The organism is Mycobacterium sp. 852002-50816_SCH5313054-b (genome assembly GCF_001667185.1).
Lineage (GTDB): Bacteria > Actinomycetota > Actinomycetes > Mycobacteriales > Mycobacteriaceae > Mycobacterium.
The window spans coordinates 1-18,361 of the sequence record NZ_LZIC01000009.1; the positions used below are offsets into that span (position 1 = coordinate 1).

Annotated in this window: 12 protein-coding genes; 7 read left to right on the forward strand and 5 right to left on the reverse strand. The window is 66.6% G+C overall.

The window, feature by feature from the left end; all coding sequences use genetic code 11:
- The first annotated feature begins 254 nt into the window (after positions 1-254).
- Positions 255-1,256, forward strand: a complete 1,002-nt coding sequence (locus A5787_RS01035) for a Gfo/Idh/MocA family protein (protein WP_066960344.1) — start codon at positions 255-257, stop codon at positions 1,254-1,256.
- A gap of 18 nt (positions 1,257-1,274) precedes the next feature.
- Here the strand turns inward: A5787_RS01035 and A5787_RS01040 are convergent, their stop codons facing one another.
- Positions 1,275-2,072 (reverse strand): alpha/beta fold hydrolase, encoded by a 798-nt coding sequence (locus A5787_RS01040; RefSeq protein WP_197506933.1) that lies wholly within the window; start codon positions 2,070-2,072, stop codon positions 1,275-1,277.
- Positions 2,073-2,321: 249 nt separating this feature from the next.
- Between A5787_RS01040 and A5787_RS01045 the strand changes: the two genes are divergently transcribed.
- Both A5787_RS01045 and A5787_RS01050 read left to right on the forward strand, forming a co-directional pair.
- Positions 2,322-3,704, forward strand: a complete 1,383-nt coding sequence (locus tag A5787_RS01045) for a nucleotide sugar dehydrogenase (protein WP_082977009.1) — start codon at positions 2,322-2,324, stop codon at positions 3,702-3,704.
- Between the two features lie 48 nt (positions 3,705-3,752).
- Positions 3,753-4,748: an NAD(P)-dependent oxidoreductase gene (locus A5787_RS01050; RefSeq protein ID WP_066960349.1), complete on the forward strand. Its 996-nt coding sequence runs from the start codon at positions 3,753-3,755 to the stop codon at positions 4,746-4,748.
- A gap of 13 nt (positions 4,749-4,761) precedes the next feature.
- Here the strand turns inward: A5787_RS01050 and A5787_RS01055 are convergent, their stop codons facing one another.
- Positions 4,762-6,963: an acyltransferase family protein gene (locus A5787_RS01055; RefSeq protein WP_066960352.1), complete on the reverse strand. Its 2,202-nt coding sequence runs from the start codon at positions 6,961-6,963 to the stop codon at positions 4,762-4,764.
- A 187-nt stretch (positions 6,964-7,150) separates the two neighbouring features.
- Here A5787_RS01055 and A5787_RS01060 point away from each other — a divergent pair, with 187 nt between their 5' ends.
- On the forward strand, positions 7,151-8,419 hold the full coding sequence (locus A5787_RS01060) for a glycosyltransferase (RefSeq protein WP_066960355.1): 1,269 nt from the start codon (positions 7,151-7,153) through the stop codon (positions 8,417-8,419).
- 32 nt (positions 8,420-8,451) lie between these two features.
- Here A5787_RS01060 and A5787_RS01065 read toward each other — a convergent pair whose 3' ends face one another.
- The 3 genes from A5787_RS01065 to A5787_RS01075 form a co-directional block, all read right to left on the reverse strand.
- Positions 8,452-10,653 carry an acyltransferase family protein gene (locus A5787_RS01065; RefSeq protein WP_066960358.1) on the reverse strand — a complete coding sequence of 734 codons (2,202 nt, stop codon included), beginning with the start codon at positions 10,651-10,653 and terminating at the stop codon, positions 8,452-8,454.
- A gap of 155 nt (positions 10,654-10,808) precedes the next feature.
- The gene (locus A5787_RS01070) at positions 10,809-11,921 is read right to left on the reverse strand and encodes an NAD(P)-dependent oxidoreductase (protein ID WP_066960361.1); all 1,113 of its coding nucleotides are present in this window, start codon (positions 11,919-11,921) and stop codon (positions 10,809-10,811) included.
- A gap of 162 nt (positions 11,922-12,083) precedes the next feature.
- Positions 12,084-14,318, reverse strand: coding sequence for an acyltransferase family protein (locus A5787_RS01075; protein ID WP_066960364.1), 2,235 nt, complete (start codon positions 14,316-14,318; stop codon positions 12,084-12,086).
- Between the two features lie 271 nt (positions 14,319-14,589).
- Between A5787_RS01075 and A5787_RS01080 the strand changes: the two genes are divergently transcribed.
- From A5787_RS01080 to A5787_RS01090, 3 genes are all read left to right on the forward strand, one after another.
- Positions 14,590-15,672 (forward strand): class I SAM-dependent methyltransferase, encoded by a 1,083-nt coding sequence (locus A5787_RS01080; RefSeq protein ID WP_231993749.1) that lies wholly within the window; start codon positions 14,590-14,592, stop codon positions 15,670-15,672.
- 17 nt (positions 15,673-15,689) lie between these two features.
- Positions 15,690-16,958: a glycosyltransferase gene (locus A5787_RS01085; protein ID WP_066960370.1), complete on the forward strand. Its 1,269-nt coding sequence runs from the start codon at positions 15,690-15,692 to the stop codon at positions 16,956-16,958.
- Positions 16,959-17,039: 81 nt separating this feature from the next.
- Positions 17,040-18,275, forward strand: a complete 1,236-nt coding sequence (locus A5787_RS01090) for a glycosyltransferase (RefSeq protein ID WP_066960373.1) — start codon at positions 17,040-17,042, stop codon at positions 18,273-18,275.
- Positions 18,276-18,361: the final 86 nt, after the last annotated feature.

Sequence of the window (18,361 nt, forward strand, 5' to 3'; positions counted from 1 at the left end):
CGCCGGCCCGAGCGGGCCAGCGAGTAGCCCAGCATCCCGCCGCCCATGCCGGTGCCCACGACGATCACGTCCCACACGACGCGTTCGGCCTCGCGCGCACTCAGATCGCCGTCAGCCAATCGAGCTCCTCAGCGGGTGGTGTCCAACGCTTTGCCCGGTCGGGGCGAATCGCGATCCTAGCACCGCATTGCCGTTGTCCGATCTGTTGAAAAATGTTGCGGTGGCCAGCGGCAGCGGCTGTTAGCATCGCCCCCATGTCTGCAGGCGGCGCCCCAGTACGGATCGGCATCCTCGGCGCTTCGCGTTGGGCGCCGACGACGTTCCTCACGCCGGCCAAGGAGAACACCGAGGTCGTCGTGGCCGCGGTGGCCTCACGCGATGCGTCGCGCGCCCGAGACTTCGCCGCCAAACACGGCATCGCCCGGGCACACGACAGCTACGAGGCGCTGCTCGCCGATCCGGACCTGGACGCTGTCTACAACCTGCTGCCGACAAGCGTGCACGGCCGGTGGACCCGGGCCACGCTGGACGCGGGCAAGCACGTGCTGTGCGAAAAGCCGTTCACCGCCAACGCCGCCGAGGCCCGCGAGATCGACGAACTTGCCGCCAAGTCAGACCGGGTCGTGATGGAGGCGCTCCAATACCGCTACCACCCGCTGACCGCTCGCATCGAGCAGATCATCGGTTCGGGAGAGCTGGGCAAGCTGGAGCGGGTGGAGGTAGCCGTCTGCGTGTTACTGCCCAAGCGCTCCAACGGCAACGTCTACGACTACTCCCTGGCCGGGGGCGCGGTGATGGATGCCGGCGTCTATACGGTCGACATGCTCCGCACGTTCGGCGGCTCGACTCCCGAGGTCGTCTCGGCCAAAGCGAAACTGGACGGTCCTCAGGTGGACCGGGTCATGACGGCGGAAGTGCGCTTTGCCGACGGGCACACCGGCCGACTGCACTGCGCGCTGTGGTCGTCGAACCTGTTTTGGGCCAACGCCAAGATCATCGGCGATCGCGGCCAGCTGAGTTACTTCAGCCCGGCGGCGCCGCACCTGTTGCCTCGGCTCTCGATCCGCACTGCCGACGGAAAGCGTGTGGAGCGCTTCCCGCGGCGCACCACCTACGCCTATCAGCTCGACGCTTTCGCCGGGGCGGTGTTGCGCGGGGAGCCGGTGAAGACGACGTCCGAAGGCGCGATCGAGAACATGACCGTCATCGACGGGATCTATCGGGCCGCCGGCCTGCCGCTACGCCAGCCGGGCTGAGCCGCTCATCGGTTCCGATCAGCGACGACGATCCGACTTCGGCGGTTGGATCTCGGGCGGTAGGGAACCATCGGTGAGCCAGCCGTCGACGGTCCGCGAGAAGAGGTCCGGATAGCGTGTGGCCCAATCATGGGGCATGCCGGCTGCGACCCTGTCGACTCCGTTGGGCATTTGCTCCGCGAGTGCTGCTGCCCAGCGGCGCACGACCGGCAGCTCCTTGGCGCCGGTCAAGAACAATGTGGGCGAATCCGATTGGCCGAGTTCCTCGGGAAGCGTGAATCCCGAGGATGCCATGATGACGTCGGCGAGCTGTCCGCTGGTGATGAGACGCACGTCCTCGCGATACTCATCGATATGGGCCGCGGGAACCTTTGCCAGCCAAGCGTTCCGGTAGCCCCTCACCATCGAGCGGTAGAGGGAGTTCCGGGCTGGCAGCGACAGCAGGCGCCGTGTCAACGGCACAAACGGCACCCTGTTGATGGCGGTCCCGCACAGCACCGCCCGATCGACGAGTTTTGGCTCGGTGGCCAGCAACTGCACCCCCACCTGGGCCCCGAGCGATAGGCCCACCACGTGCGCCCGGCCGGTGTCCACCCGGGAGCGGATGAGTTCTGCCACCGCGGTGGCGGCTCGGCCCATCTCGAATGGCCCCTGCTCGAAGCTCTTGCCGTAGTGGGGCAGATCGGGGACCAGACAGTGGAATTGCTGCATTCGTTCGACCACCGGCTCCCAGAACCAGCCGCTCGTATACGCGCCGTGCAGGAAGACGATTGCTGGTGCCCCGACCGGACCGGATTCGCGCACGAACAGGTCCATGCGGCCGACCATATCAGTCATACGCGGGGTTCTTTCCGGTCTACCGGGGGTCCAGCATGGTGGCGCCGGCACGATCAATTCGCCTGTATTCGCCGCCGTTGCGGCAGTCGCATGCCAACTGCGGGTGCGAGCCCAAACTTCTGGTCTATTGTACCGGTGTTGGATTAGACTGCCGGACGGGTTAGCCAGGGGCGGGAGGCCCCTACCATTCCACAACGCGCACGGGGGACCGAAGGGCTAGGTTCCGCGATGGCTGAAGGCGTGTTCGGACGCAGCGATGCTGAGATCGATTTGTTGGTCCGTGGCATGCGGTCGGGGATCGCGGTGGTGGGTTTTGGCTATATCGGCACGGTGATCGGTGCGGTGCTGGCTGATCGGGGTTGGCCGGTGACCGGGATCGATGTGCGACAAAACGTCGTCGATGAGATCAATCTGGGCAAGACCACGGTGCCCGAGCCGGGGCTTGGTGAGTTGGTGGCCGACAACGTGCGGGTGGGTCGGCTTCGTGCCACGACCGATTTCGGTGCCGTCGCGGACAACGATTTTGTGATCGTGACGGTCGGCACGCCGCTGGGTCCGGATTATGAGCCGATCGTTGATGACATCAAGGCGGCGGCGCGGGCGGTGGGGCAGCATCTGCATCGCGGTCACCTGGTGATCCTGAAGAGCACGGTGCCGCCTGACACCACCGAAAATCTGGTGTTGCCGATCCTGGAGGAGGCTTCGGGGCTGCGGGCCGGGGTGGATTTCGGGTTGGCGTTTTGTCCGGAACGGTTGGCCGAGGGGCAGGCCATCCGCGAGTTGACGTCGATCCCGGTGGTGGTGGGTGCGGTCGATGAGCGCACCGCGCGCGCCTGCTGCACGTTGTGGCGACATGCCCTGGGGGTGGAGTCCATTGTCGTCGATGACCCGCGCACGGCCGAGATGGTGAAGCTGGCCGATAACCTGTGGATCGATCTGAACATTGCGATGGCCAATGAGCTGGCCAAGGTGTGCGACCGGCTGGACATGGACGGGCTGCAGGTCATTGAGGCGGCCAACTCGATGCCCAAGGGCACCCACCACGTCAACATTTTGCGCCCGAGTATGGGTGTGGGTGGTTATTGCCTGACGAAGGATCCGTGGTTCGTCAATCATCTGGGGCAGACGCTGGGGTTGGAGCTGGGTATCCCGCGCACGTCGCGGACGGTCAACGACACCATGCCCGCCTACACCTATGGGCTGCTCACCCAGCTGCTGGCCGAGCAGGACAAGGCGATTCAGACCAGCAAGATCGCGGTGCTGGGTATCGCGTTTAAGAACAACACCGGCGATTGCCGGCTCACGCCCACCAAGTATGTCGTGGCCTTGCTGGAGGAGTCGGGCTGCGAGCTGTCGATCCACGACCCGTGGGTGCCCGACGAGGAGGCTCCCACGGTGACCAAGATCCCGCTCACCCCGGACATCGAGTCGGCGGTCAAGGATGCCGACGCCCTGGTGGTGCTGGCGGGCCACCGCGAATTCCACCAGATTCCGCTGGCCCGGCTCGCGGACCTGACGGCATCGGGCTGCGTGTTCCTCGACGGGCGCAACAGCTTCGACCCGGCCGCCGTGCGCGCCGCCGGTTTCGTGTACAAGGGGATCGGCCGATAGCCATACTGCAGGCGAAGGTAACCCGTACACAGAAACGAAAGAGCGAATATGTCTAATGTCGTCGTGACGGGCGGCTACGGCCTGATCGGGTCGCATTTGGTCTCCGCACTGCTGGAGCGTGGCGACTCGGTGACGGTGTTCGACCAGGCAAAGAACACGCGCGACACCAGCATCGACTTCGACCGGCACGCCAACTTCCGGTTCGTGCAAGGCGACGTCACCGATCTGGGGGCACTCGAGGAAGCCCTGACGCCCGGCGTCGACAAAGTCTTCCATCTGGCCGCGGTCGTCGGCGTCAAAAACTATATGAAGGATCCGCTCCAGGTTCTCGACGTCAACGTGACCGGCACCCGCAACGTCCTGGAGCTGTGCCAGCGGCACGGCACCCGCGTGGTTTTCGCCAGCACGTCCGAGGTGTTCGGCAAGAACCCCAACCCGCCGTGGGCCGAGGACGACGACCGCGTGCTCGGTTCGACCAAGACGGCCCGGTGGAGCTACAGCACCAGCAAGGCCATGGCCGAGCATCTGGTCTTCGCGATGTACAGCGCCCACGGACTGCCGGCGACGGTCGTTCGCTACTTCAACGTCTATGGCCCGCGGCAGAACCCGATATTCGTGATCTCGCAGACCATTCACCGCATCCTCAATGGTCTCCCACCGTTGCTCTACGACTCGGGTGACCAAACACGGTGCTTCACCTACGTCGACGACGCCATCGCCGGCACCTTGCTGGCGGCCGACAGCGACGCGGCAATCGGTGAGGCCTTCAACATCGGGAGCATGACCGAGACCACCATGCGCGACGCCATCGAGCTGGCGATCAAGATCGCCAACGTCGATTCGGTGTCCGAGGCCGAAGTTATCGACACGGCGGCGCGCTACGGGGGTCGCTATGAGGACATTCCCCGCCGCATCCCGGACTCGACGAAGGCGCAACGGGAGCTGGGTTGGCGCCTGAAGGTCGATGTCGAGGAGGGGATTCGCCGCACCATCGATTGGGCGCGAGCCAATCCGTGGTACCTCCAAGGACCCGCAGGGGACTAGTGCGAGTGCCGCGCTAGCCGTGGGCGAGCGCGCGATCGGCAAGCGCCCCCATCGCCGGTGCCAACTCCCGGGAGTAATCGGCCGTGATGTGGTTCCAGTCGAGGTAAACCATGGCGTTGCCGACGATGACTGGGCAGCGGTTCGTGGTGCAGAAGAGTTCGGTGAGGTCGGCGTATTGTCCGCCGCTGGTTTTGGTGGCGGTCGTCTCTGCTGCGATGCCGGCGTCGCTCACCGCGGTCGACCGTGGCGGCGAGCAGGCCGTGGCGTCGTCGAGGTGGCCGGACAGACAGTCCGGTACCGCTGTGCCCGGGTCGGGGACCGGCCCCAACACCAGCACCTTGGAACCGGCACTGCGCAGCTGCTGCACCAGGCGGGTCAGGCTGTCGATCCACGCCGGGTCGTACGGCGTGTAACCCGCCTGCCAACTGCCCTCGCTGCGCTCGCGCGACATGCTCACCACGACCAGCCGCGGGTGCTCGGCGCGTAACCGGGCGAGGATCAGGGCGCGCCACTGATCGCAATGCATAAAGCGCTCGATCAAACCATCGAGGTGCTTCGCGATGGGCACGTCGAGCAATGGACAGCCCGCCTTGGCCAGCATCTCGAGCCGCCAGTGCCGTTGCGCGGCGATCTGCTGAAACGCCGGATCCCACATCGCGGCGTGTGAGTCGCCGACCAGGGCCACCGTCGTGCTCGACGCGGTATCGCCCGTCGCGCACTCGGGCTGCCCGCTCTGGTTGGCTCCGCGGAAGCAGCCGCTGGACCACATCGCAGTCTGGCCGGCCGTTGCTTCGGCGACCGGCGGTTGCAGGTTCGACGGTACGGCCGTCATGTCAGCCGATGCCGCGACCGCGGCCTGCGCCTGTGCGAACGCCTGCTGCACCGCCGCGTCATAGGCGTCCATGCCGGCGCCCGCCGTGACCGGTGCCACGTTGATGGTCAACGCCGTGCCCGGCGCGCCGCGGCCGACCGGGATCGGAATCCATGCCAGCATCGCCACGCCCACACCGACGGCCACCGCGGTGGCGCCAGCGCCGACCGCGAAACTGGCCAGTGGGGAGCGGCGCAAAGCAGCGCCGTATCGCAGCGGGGTCTCGACAAAACGCAGTGTGAGCATCCCCAAGCCGCCCGAGAGGAGGACCGCCACCAGCCTGCCGGCCAGCCCCAGCTGATGGCCCAGCAGCGGTACCGCGAGGACGAGCACCGGCCAGTGCCACAGATACCACGAGTAGGACAACCGGCCCATGTCGCGCATCGGCTTGATTGCAAGGATTCGGCCCGCTCCCAGGGTGGGTGTGGCACAGCCGGCGCCGATCACCAGGACGGTCCCGAGCAGGGGCCATATCGCAGCGGTGCCCGGATATGGCGTGGCCGGGGTCAGCTGGTTGCAGACCAACACGATCAGGGCCAGCCCCGCCCATCCGGTGACCGCGGCCGCTCGTGCCGGAAGCCGGCGCCACTGGTTGGCCGTGAGAGCCAGCATCCCGCCCACGGCCAGGTCCCACGCCCGCGTGGGCAGCGAAAAGTACGCCGCCGGAGGCACCAGGTAAGTGGTCAGCAGCGACAGCGCGAATGACAGGATCGCGACCAGCCCGAAGACGATCAGGAAGGAGCGCTTCGGCGCGTTCGATGAGGTAGGAGGAGGGCTGTTGCGCCGACGGGTACGCCGGATCACCCACCAGGTACCGATGATCAGCACGGGCCACACCAGGTAGAACTGCTCCTCGACGCCCAGGGTCCAGTAGTGCTGGAACGGCGACGGCGGCTGGTGGCCGCCGAAGTAGTCGACGTTTTCGTGAATGAACCAGTAGTTGCCGACATACAGCGCGCAGGCGATGCCGTCCTCCACGACGCTTTTTGCCTGCAAAGGCGACAACAAGACGGCCGAGGCGATCACGGTCACGCTGCCGATGAGGGCAGCTACCGGCAGCAGGCGGCGGACCCGTGCCGCATAGAACTTGCGCAGCCCCAGAGTGCCGGTGCTACTGACCTCGCGCCAGAGCTGCCCGGTGATGACGAAACCCGAGATGATGAAGAAGATGTCCGGGCCGACGAACCCACCGCTTGCACCGGGCATGTCGGCGTGAAAGAGAAGGATTGCCACGAGCGTCAGGGCGCGCAGGCCCTCGATGTCCGGGCGGAATTCCTTTTGTGCCGAGCCCCGATCTTGCGCTACCCCGGCAGGGCTAACGCTTTCGGCCTGGACCACGGTCACCCACTTGTCTGAGGAGGCGTTTCATCGAATCGAGGCATTATCACACACACGTACAACGCCTCTCGGCCGAATGCGCCACGCCTGCGCGGGTGCCCGGTTATGCTGCTGGGCGGCTGAGCCGGGGACGCGAGCTGCCGCTTCCATTCCCCAGAACGCGCACGGGAAGTGAAAGGCTAGGATCCCGCCGATGAAATTTGTGCTGGCAAACTGGGGAACTCGCGGCGAAGTCGAACCCTACGTCACTGTCGGCCGCGAACTGGTGCGCCGGGGGCACGACGTACACATGGCCGTCGCGCCTGAAATGGTCGGCTTCACCGAGGCCGCCGGGCCCACGGCGGTCGCCTACGGGCCGGAGTTGAAAGCCATCCTGGACCCGCATCGCGATTTCTGGGCGGGTCTGTTCGCCAACCCCTGGAAGCTCCGGGAGCTGGGCAGGTTGTCGGGCGAATATTCGGCGCCCCTTTCCCAGTGCCGGCCTGAGGTCAGCGCGACGCTGACGTCGCTGGCGGAGGGGTCCGACCTGCTGCTGACCGGCATGAATTTCGAGGCCGACGCGCTCAACGTCGCGCAGTATTGCGACATTCCTTTCGCGACCCTGCACATCTTCCCGCTGCGAGCCAACGGTCAGCTTCTGCCGTTCCTGCCGGCGCCGTTCGCCCGCTCCGCGACCAGGGCGCTCGACTGGCTGGCCTGGCGCGGCGGGAAGAAGGTGGAGGATGCGCAGCGCCGCGAACTCGGTCTGCCGGAGGTGACGCGCCCCTGGCCGCGCCGGATCTCCGAACGCGGATCGCTCGAAATCCAGGCCTACGACGAGGTGTGCTATCCCGGGCTGGCAGCCGAATGGGCGAAATGGGGCCGCCGACGTCCGTTCGTCGGCGCACTGACGATGGAGTTGCCGACGGACGCCGATGAGGATGTCGCGTCGTGGATCGCCGCGGGAACACCCCCGATTTGCTTCGGGTTCGGCAGCGTAGGCGTCGAATCCGCGGCCGACACGCTTGCCATGATCAGCTCGGCATGCGCCCAGCTGGGCGAGCGGGCGTTGGTGTGTGCCGCCGGGTCGGACTACAGCAACGTCCCCCACTCCGAGCACGTCAAGGTCGTGGGCGTGATGAACTACGCGGCGGCTTTGCCCGCCTGCCGCGCCTTCGTGCACCACGGTGGCTGCGGCACCACGAACGCAGGACTGCGCGCGGGACTCCCGACGTTGATCCTCTGGACGTTGCCCGATCAGGGGCTCTGGGGGGCTCGGGTCAAACGACTGAAGGTGGGTACCGGGCGGCGCTTTTCGGCCACCACCGAGAAATCGTTGCTCGCGGATCTGCGCACCGTCCTCGCCCCGCAATGTCGCACGCATGCCCGCGAACTCGCGGCCCGCATGACCAAACCCGCCGAGAGCGTCGCGCTCGCTGCTGATCTTGTGGAAAATTTCGCGCGCCTCAAGCGAGTTGGCTGATCGGCCGGTGTAGGGCCCAACGGCCGACGCCGTCAGTTGTGGGCGAGCGTGCGGTCTGCCAGCGCCGCGATCGCCGGCGCCAACAGCCGGGAGTATTCGAACGTCAGATGGCTCTGGTCGAGATAAACGAGGGTGTTGCCGACGATGACCGGGCAGCGGTTGGCGGTGCAGAACAAGTCGGTGAGGTCGGCGTATTGTCCGCCGCCGGCGGCGGTGGCGGCGGATTCGGCCGTGATGCCGGGTTCGTTCACCGCGGTCGATCTGGGCGGCGAGCAGGCCGTGGCGTCATCGAGGTGGCCGGACAGGCAGATCGGTACGTATGACTGTGGGTCGGGGGTGGGCCCGAGTACCAGCACCTGAGCACCGGTGCCGCGCAGCTCTCGTACCAGGCGGAAGAAACTGTTGTTCCACGCCGAGTCGTAGGACGTGAAACCAGACGGCAAACCGTAGCGGGCACCGTAGCGGCGCAACACGTTGAGCACGATGAGCCGCGGGTGCTCGGCGCCCAACCGGTCGACGATCTGGCCGCGCCACCGCGTGCACTCGGTGTATTCCCGGTGCAGGGTGGGGCTGATGATGTGCAGGTCCAGCAAGGGGCAACCGGCCTTGGCCAGCATTTCCAGCCGCCAGTGCCGCTGGGTGGCGATCTGCTGCAAGGCCGGGTTCCACATCGCGGCGGTGGAGTCGCCGACGAGGGCCACCGTCGTCGTCGAGGCGGTATCGCCCGCGGCGCATTCGGGCTGTCCGTCCTGGAAGAAATTGCGCATGCAGCCGTCGCGGAACAGGACCCCATGTTCGGCTGCGGCGTCGGCCAGCGGGGGTTCGAGGTTCGACGGGACGGCCTTGAGGTCGGCCGATGCTGCTACCGCGGCATGCACCTGCGCGAACGCCTGCTGGACCGCCGCGTCGTAGGCGGCCATGCTGGAGCCCGCGGGGGCGGGCGCCGCGGTGACGCTGAGTGGCGCCACCGGTGCGCCGTGACCGACGGGTGTGGGCACCCACAACAACAGCACCACGCCCACACACACCGCAACCGCGGTGGCCCCACCGCCGAGCGCGAGACTCACCCGCGCAGAGCGGCGCACGGGATCGGCGAACCGCAGCGGATTTTCGATGAACCGCAGCGTGAGCACGGCCAGCACACCGGAGGCTATGGCCGCCGTCAACCTGGCGACCAGCCCCAGCGGGTGGCCCAGCAATGCCGGTGCGAGCAGCAGCACCGGCCAGTGCCACAGATACCACGAGTACGAGATCCGGCCGATCGCGCGCATCGGCGAGGATCCCAATACGCGGCCGCACCCCTGCGACGCTGTGGCGCAGCCGGCGCCGATCACCAGCAGCGCGCCGAGTGTCGGCAGCAGCGCGGCGGTACCCGGATACAGGGTGGCCGGACTCAGCTGGTTGCTGGCAACCAGGATCGCCACCAATCCGGCCCACCCGGTCAGCGCGGAAGCCCGTGGCGGTAGGCGCCGCCACTGGCCGGCCGTGAGGGCGACCAGCCCCCCGGCGGCCAATTGCCAGGCCCGGGTGGGAAGCGAAAAGAACGCGATCGGAGGTGCCACCTCGGTGATCGCAAACGACAGCGCGAACGACGCGGCCGCGACCAGCGCAAGGACCACGAGATAGGGCCTCTGAGACGCGGGGGACGCGGGGTCGGTTCCGGGTTTGCTGCGCCGGTATGCACGTCGGACGAGCCATGCCGTCCCGATGATGAGGGCCGGCCAGATCAGGTAGAACTGTTCTTCCACACCGAGCGACCAGTAGTGCTGGAAGGGCGACGGCGGCATCATGCCGCCGAAGTAGTCGACGCCCTGCTGAATGAACCAATAGTTACTGACATACAGTGCGCTGGCGATGCCGTCGAAGATGACGGTCCGGGCCTGTAACGGGGGGAGCAGGACGGCCGAGCCGATCAGGGTGATGACGCCCACCGTGGCCGATGCCGGCAGCAGTCGGCGGGCCCGGGCCCCGTAGAAGTTGCGCAGCCGCACGGTGCCGGCGCTGCTTACCTCCCGCCACAGCAGCCCGGTGATCAAGAAGCCGGAGATGACGAAGAACACGTCCACCCCGATGAACCCGCCGTCCACCCCGGGCACGTCAGCATGAAACAGGACAACCGCCAGCACCGCGACCGCGCGCAAGCCCTCGATGTCCGGGCGGAACCGCGACTGCGCCGGGCGCCGATCCCGCGCCTCTTCGGTAGGGCGAACGCTGTCGGACTGGCGCAAGGTCACCTACCTGGAACGAGGACACGTTCTTTCGAATCGAGGAATTATCACACACGCGTTCAACATGCCCGCCCGACTTCATCACTATCGAGTGCCTGCGACACCGAGGGCGACGGCGACAGGGTGAAGTAAGGCGCCGCGCACGGCCGGCCCGACCGGGGCTACTTCCGCGGGGCCGTCAGCTGTGTGTGATCGCCTGGCTCGACCGATGATTCGGGTTGCTCGCCGATCCAGTCAAGCAGCGCGGGCAGACCGTCCTCGAGCGTCCACTTCGGGCGCCAGTCGAGCTCGCTCTTTGCCGGGTCGATGTCACACCGCGCGGCGCGCACGTCACCGTCGCGGAATTTCCCGACGACGTTCGGTGGCGGGGCGCCGCAGATGGCGGCGATCCTGTCCGCCAGCTGATGAATGGTTGTCGGGATCCCCGACCCGATGTCGAGGCAGCGTGCCCCGTTCGCGGGTTTCTCGATCGCGGCGAACAGTGCCTCGATGATGTCGTCGATATAGACGAAATCCCGCAAGATCCGTCCGTCCTCGTAGATCTCCAGCGCCTGCTGCTCGCGCGCCAATCGTGCGAAAAGCGCGACTATTCCCGTGTACGAATTGGTCAGCGACTGGCCCGGCCCGTAGACGTTCTGCAGCCGCAGCATGCTCAGATTGGTGTCATGGGCGGCGGTCCAGGCGGCCAGGATGTGCTCCTGGGCGAGTTTGGTAGCGGCGTAGATGTTGGTGGGCCGCGGCTCGGTTCGGCCGGCGCAGCTCGCGAGCGGGACGACGGGATCGTCCGTGGGCCCCTGTGGATCCCAGATACCGGCCACCAGCTGGGCGTGGCTTCGGGGCTGCGGATAGAAGATCTGGGAGCCGTATTGCCAAGCGCCCTCGCCGTAGACGGCGCGTGACGACGCCAGCACCAGTTGGTCGGGCGCGTGTCCCGAGCGGCTCAGGGCGTCAAGAAGTTGAGTCGTCCCCACCACGTTCACCGAACCGTGGCGCGTCGCCTCGGAAAGCGACTGCGCCGTTCCCGTCTCGGCCGCCAAATGGACGATCTGGGCCGGACGGAACAACCGAAGCACGGCATCGCAGTCAGGGGCATGGGTGACATCGCCGGTGAAGAACCGCACCGACGCCGGCAGGTCGATCGCCGCCCGTTCGCCATGCACCTGCGGGTGCAAGACGTCCATGACGGCGACGTCATAACCGGCTTCGACGAGACGGCGCGAAAGCGCAGACCCGATGAAGCCTGCCCCGCCGGTGATGAGAACGCGTGTAGACAACGGCCGACGCCTCCGGTTACTCGGTGAAGGAAATTCGGTGACCGGCACGCGTTGCCAGGGGTGCGGTCCGGGTGATCATACCGAGGCACCACATCTTGATCGGCCGTATCGGTGGGAAGAAAACTACCGGCCTGCCGGACGGCGCTCGGCTGCGCAGACGGCTCAACCGCCGGCTGGCGTGCGGTCGGCCGGCGGCCGTGCGCTGGCGAGCGTGCGGCCGGCGAGCGCACCCATCGCCGGTGCGAGCACCCGCGCGTATTCGCTCGTCAGGTGATCGTCGAAGTACACCATGGTGTTGCCCACCACGACCGGGCACCGGTCGGCGGTGCAGAACAGCTCGGCGAGGTTTTCGTAATGCCCGCCACCGGCTTGGGTGGCGGCGGCCTCATCGGCGATGCCGGCTCGGTTCAACGCCTTCGACCGCGGCGCCGAGCAGGCCATCGCGTCGTTGAGGTGGTCGGACAGGCAGATCGGCACCGACTCGTAGGGATTCGGGACCGGCCCCAGCACCAGCACCTGCGCGTCGATACCGCGCAGCTGCTGCACGAGGCGGGTCAGCCCGTCGGACCATGCCCGGTTGTATGGCTTGGGCAGGTAGTCCAGGCCGCCGTACCCGCGGGACATGCTCACCACGACAAGCCGGGGGTGCTCGGCGCGGAGCCGGGCCATCATCGCACCGCGCCACTGCTCGCAGCGTTGCACGTAATCGACCATGCGCCCGACGAAGCCGGTGGCGGGCAAGCTCATCGGCGGACACGCCCCCTTGGTGAGGGTCTCCAGCCGCCAGTGCTGCTGCTCGGCGACCTGCTGGAACGCCGGCGCCCACATGGTGGCGTGCGAGTCACCCAGCAGGGCGACGGTCGTCGTCGAAGTGGTGTCGCCCAGCACGCACCCGGGCTGTCCGACCCCCAAGAGGTTGCGTTGGCAACCGTTGTAGAACTCAGCTCTGTATTCGGCCGCCGCCTCAGCGAGCTTCGGTTCGAGGTTCGACGGAACGGCCTTCAGGTTGGTGGCCGCCGCGACCGCAGCCTGCGCCTGGGTGAACGCGCTGTGTACCGCCGCGTCGTAGGCGTCGATGGGGGAGCCCGGAGGCGGAGGCGACGCCGTGATGGTCAACCGCGCGGCCGGTGCGCCGCCACCGACCGGGTTGGGCACCTGGCCCATCAGCGCCACGCCCACACAGACCGCGACCGCGGTGGCCGCACCGCCCAGCGCGAGACTGGCCAGGGCCGACCCACGGATCGGAGCGGCGAATCGGAAGGGATCCTCGATGAAACGCAACGTGAGCACAGCCAGCCCGCCGGAGATGAGGACTGTCGCCAGCCTGCCGGCCAGCCCCAGTGGGTGGCCTAGCAAGGCCGCTGCGAGCAGCAGCACCGGCCAGTGCCACAAGTACAAAGAGTAGGAGATCCGGCCGATCGCGCGCATCGGCGTCGTTGCAAGCAGGCGGCCGCATCCCCCGGCGGGCGCGGCACAGCCGGCGCCGATCACCAGCACCGCACCTAGCACCGGCAACAACGCGGCGGTGCCCGGATAGAGGGTGCCCGGGCCGAGCAGCCCGCAGGCCAGCAGGATCACCGCCAGCCCCGCCCATCCCGCGATCGAGGCGGCGCGTGCCGGGAGTCGGCGCAACTGGCCGGCCATGAGGGCCACCAGGCCGCCCGCGGCCAGCTGCCACGCCCGGGTGGGCAGGGAAAAGAACGCCACGGACGGCGCCACGAAAGTGGCGGCCAGCGACAGCGTGAACGACAGGGCTGCGACCAGGGCAAGGACCACCAGATACGGGGTTTGCCTGGAAGGGGTGTGGGCCTTGGTGCGCCGGCGCACCAGCCGGATGAGCAACGTGGTGCCGATGATCAACGCCGGCCACACCAGGTAGAACTGTTCCTCTACACCCAGCGACCAGTAGTGCTGAAACGGCGATGGCGGCTGCGCCGGGGAGAAGTAGCTCAAGCCCTCGTGGGCGAAGTGGTTATTGCTGACATACAGCGCGCTGTAGACCCCGTCCTCGAGCACGCCGCGGGCCTGCAGCGGGGGCAACAGGGCGGCCGCGCCGATCGCGGTGAGCACGCCCACCACGGCCGAGGCCGGCAGCAGCCTGCGAGCCCGGGCTCCGTAAAAGCGGCCCAGCTTCACGGTGCCGGCGGAGCTCACCTCTCGCCACAGCAGCCCCGTGATCAGGAAGCCCGAGATGACGAAGAAGACGTCCACGCCGACGAACCCGCCGCCCACACCGGGCAGGCCGGCGTGAAACAGGACGACAGCCACGACCGCGACAGCGCGCAGGCCCTCGATGTCTGGGCGAAAGCCCGACTCTACTGAGCGCTGAGGCCGCAGTCCTTCGATAGGGCTAACGCGGTCGGCGTGCAGCAAGGAAGCAACCTTGGAAAGAAGAATGAGGATGTGTTCCCCCGGTCCGGGGAAGTATCACACACGTGTTGAACGCATTCGGTATGTTTGCGAATCATTGTTCATCGTCTTGGGCTCCTTGGGCTGTCCAAGAGCTGGCGGAAGGCGGCCTGAAGGTTGTCCTGTTTGAGGTTGGAACCCGGAGTTCGCACATGACCTGGCTCAGGCGCCATGCCGACCCGGTAGGGCCGAGTCGGGCCGAGAACCCGGAGGTGAACCGGTGAGCGTCGTCCATAGTCCGAAAGTGGAACGTCCACCAGTGGATCGGACGAACCTTCATAACGTATGGAAAGCGGTTCTGGTTGGCCTCGCGCTTCTTGCGGCTGCGGCATGTTATGTCCAGCCGCTACTGCTCGTCGCGTTCGGCGTGCTTGTCCTGTTACTCCTCTGTGCGCGCCTCATCTACCGGGATCGCGATCGCTACATTCCGAACCTGTATGCCCGCGACACCCGGGTATATGACGACGCCTATCGCGCGTTTATCCGCCGCACGCTCGAGGACATGCGGGGGTGCAGAATCGGCGGCCACACGCTGTTATGGGAGGCGTCTCGACTGCCGACGCCGGGCCCACAGAGCTCCGACGAACTGCTGCTGGACCTGGGCGTCTGGCTCGGCTGGTCGACGAGGCTGATGTTCGATGCGTCCGGCCGTCAGGTGTACGGCTTCGATACCTTCGAGGGCCTCGTCGAAGACTGGCAAATCGACGACCAGGTCCTCATCAAGCGCGGAACCTTTTCACTGTCGGAACCGCTCGCGCAACGTTCCATGCAGGACACGGGCGTGAGCTTGCAGGACGGGGTTCCCGCTGCGCTCGGTCGCAAGGTGCAGTTCATCAAGGGGAGCACCTATGAGACGTTGGCGCCGTTCTTGGCCGATCGGCCGGGCGCCCCGATCACGTTGTTCCACATGGATTTGGACACCTACGAGAGTTGCCTGCATGCGCTGGAAACGTGCAAGGAGCGCTTCGCCGAAGGATCCATTCTCGTCTTCGACGAATACCTCGTCACCAATGCCGAAATGCTGGCGTTCTTCGAGTTCCAGACCAAGTACGAGCTGGAATGGCGATACCGGGCGTGGGGTCTCGAGATCATGGAGATGAATCTGGAGATGGTTGTCTCGCGGTGGAAACGCGCGACCTACTACCTGCCCTGGATTGCGGGGTATTGGTTGGTGGGCGACGGCAGCTATGTCTGGAAGTTCTTCCGCAGCCGGTTTTGGCGGTTCTGGCTGGGCGCACCGATCGGCGACATCTTCTTCATGCTTGGCGCCGCCGGACAACGGAAGTCGGTCAGCCTCGAAATTACCGGTCTCGGCAAGCTAGACCCGAACCGCCCAGCGTGACCTAGGACCGGGTCGCGATGAAGTTTGTGTTGGCAAGCTGGGGAAGTCGCGGTGATATCGAGCCCAACCTGGCGGTCGGGCGCGAGCTGGTGCTGCGAGGGCACGACGTGTGCATGGCCGTCCCGCCCGATCTGGTCGGCTTCGCCGAGGCGGCCGGGGTCGCGGCGGTCGGCTTCGGACCGGAGTCGCGGTCCATCCTGGATTCGCACCGCGAATTCTGGACCTGTTTCTTCGGCCGCCCCTGGCGGATCGGGGATCTGATGAGGGCGCGGGCCGCAATCGGCGGGCCCCTCCTCCAGAGTTGGCGGGACATGAGCACGACGCTGAGGTCGCTGGCGGACGGCGCCGACCTGATCTTCACCGGCATCAATTTCGAAGACGCCGCCGCCAATGTCGCGGAGTACTACGACATTCCCCTGGCCACGTTGCACTACTTCCCGCTGCGTCCCAACGGCCAGACTTTGCGGTTCCTGCCGGCGCGGCTGCGGCGTTCGGCGGTGGCGGCGTTCTGGTGGGTGTCGTGGCGCGGGATGAAGAAGGTGGAAGACACCCAGCGCCTGGAGCTGGGTCTGCCAAAGGCAACCGGCTCCGCACCGCGACGGATTACCGCACGCGGAGCGCTGGAAATCCAGGCCTATGACGAGGTGTGCTTTCCCGGGCTGGCAGCCGAATGGGCCACCTGGGATCGGCAACGTCCCTTTGTGGGCACGCTGACGCTGGAATTGCAGACGGATGCCGACCAGGACGTCGCGTCGTGGATCGCCGCCGGAACGCCGCCGATCTTTTTCGGGTTCGGCAGCATTCCGGTCGAATCTCCGGCCGACACGATCGCCATGATCGCCGCGGCCTGTGCACAGTTGGGCGAGCGGGCATTGGTAGTCGCCGGCGGGACCGATTACAGCGACGTCCCGCACTTCGACCACGTCAAGGTGGTGGGAGCGATGAATTACGCGACCGTGTTTCCCGCCTGTCGCGCCGTCGTCCACCACGGCGGCTCGGGCACCACGCCTGTCGCCATGCGCGCGGGTGTCCCTCAACTCATCCTTTTCTGGGATCTCGTGCACGCGGTTTATGGGGCCGCGGTGAAACGGCTCGGGGTCGGCACCGCCCGGCGCTTTTCGACGGCGAGTGAGAAATCGATGGTCGCGGATTTGCGGTCCATCCTCGCGCCGGGGTACGCCGCCCGTGCCCGCGAGCTCGCCACCCGGATGACCGAACCCGCCAAAAGCGCCGCGGCCGCCGCCGACCTCTTGGAAAATCTCGCCCGCCTCAAGCGGGTCTGTTGATCGGCATTTGTCAGGCAGCCGCCACGGCCAGGAAGTATGGTTTAGCACTTGTTAGACCTAAGTAGAAGAGCGAGGAGCTCCATGAAGTTTGTGCTGGCGTGCTGGGGAAGCCGTGGCGACATCGAGCCCGTCGCGGTCGTCGGCCGTGAGCTGGCGCGCCGCGGGCACGAAGTGTGCATGGCCGTCCCGCCCGACCAGATCGCCTTCGTCGAGAAGCTAGGGCTTGCGGCGGTCGCCTACGGCGTCGACTGGTCGGAGAGCATGAAACCGTTGCGCAGCTTCATGAGTTTGTTTTTCCGCCAACCCTGGCGAATCCGGGGTCTGATCAAGTTCTGGCGCGACAGATGGGATGTCTTTACCACGTGTTGGGCCGACATGAGCAGGACGCTCGTGTCGGCGGCGGAGGGCGCCGACCTGCTATTGACCGGCCAGAGCTGGGAGGAGCAGGCAAGCAGCGTCGCGGAGTACTACAACATTCCGTTGGCCACGCTGCATTACAACCCGATACGGGCCACCGCCGCGCGCCAGGTCAGGGCGTACGAATGGGGTTATTGGCTCCTGAGCAGGAAGGTCGAGGGCGCGCAGCGCCGTGAACTCGGCCTGCCGAAGGCCACCAAACCCGCGCCCCAACGGATCGTCGAACGCGGCTCGCTGGAGCTGCAGGCCTATGACGCGGCGTTGTTTCCCTGGTTGCCCGCTCAATGGGCGGAATTCACCAAGGAACGACCCAACGTCGGTACGCTGACGCTGGAGTGGCAGACGGATGCCGATGACGAGATCGCGGCGTGGATCGCCGAAGGGGAACCGCCGATTTCCTTCGGCTTCGGCAGCATCCCGGTGGACGACCCGAGCGCGATCATGGCCATGATCGGCGCGGCCACCGCGGAGTTAGGCGTGCGGGGGCTGGTGGTATCCGCCGGCAGCGACTACAGCGACGGCCCCCGTTTTGACCACGTCAAGGTGGTCGACACCATGAACTACGCGCGGATCTTTCCCACCGTTCGCGCGATCGTGCATCGCGGAGGTTCGGGCACCACAAACGCTGCCCTGCGCTCGGGCGTGCCCGCGCTGATTCTCTGGAAGTTGCCCGATCAGTTCTTCTGGGGAAATCAGATCAAACGATTGAAGGTGGGCACCGCCCGGCGCCTTTCGACGGCTAGCACGGAAACGCTCCTGACGGACCTCCGCACCATCCTCACCCCGGGATACGCCGCCCGGGCGCGGGAAGTCGCCGCGCAAATGAGCGATGCCTCCAAAGGCACCGTGGCCGCCGGCGACCTGGTCGAGAATTTCGCCCGCTCGCGGGTCGCCGGCTGACCGGCTAACGGTGAGTCGGCGGCGGCGGAGCGCTTCGTCAGCGCACCGGTGAGCAAGCCGCGTGACGGGCGTCTCAGTTACCTATT

Bases quoted from the DNA above. Each gene is read 5' to 3' on its own strand.
- A5787_RS01040 (WP_197506933.1), bottom strand. From the start codon at position 2,072: ATGGACCTGTTCGTGCGCGAATCCGGTCCGGTCGGGGCACCAGCAATC.
- A5787_RS01060 (WP_066960355.1), top strand. From the start codon at position 7,151: ATGAAATTTGTGCTGGCAAACTGGGGAACTCGCGGCGAAGTCGAACCC.
- A5787_RS01035 (WP_066960344.1), top strand. From the start codon at position 255: ATGTCTGCAGGCGGCGCCCCAGTACGGATCGGCATCCTCGGCGCTTCG.
- A5787_RS01085 (WP_066960370.1), top strand. From the start codon at position 15,690: ATGAAGTTTGTGTTGGCAAGCTGGGGAAGTCGCGGTGATATCGAGCCC.
- A5787_RS01050 (WP_066960349.1), top strand. From the start codon at position 3,753: ATGTCTAATGTCGTCGTGACGGGCGGCTACGGCCTGATCGGGTCGCAT.
- A5787_RS01090 (WP_066960373.1), top strand. From the start codon at position 17,040: ATGAAGTTTGTGCTGGCGTGCTGGGGAAGCCGTGGCGACATCGAGCCC.
- A5787_RS01045 (WP_082977009.1), top strand. From the start codon at position 2,322: ATGGCTGAAGGCGTGTTCGGACGCAGCGATGCTGAGATCGATTTGTTG.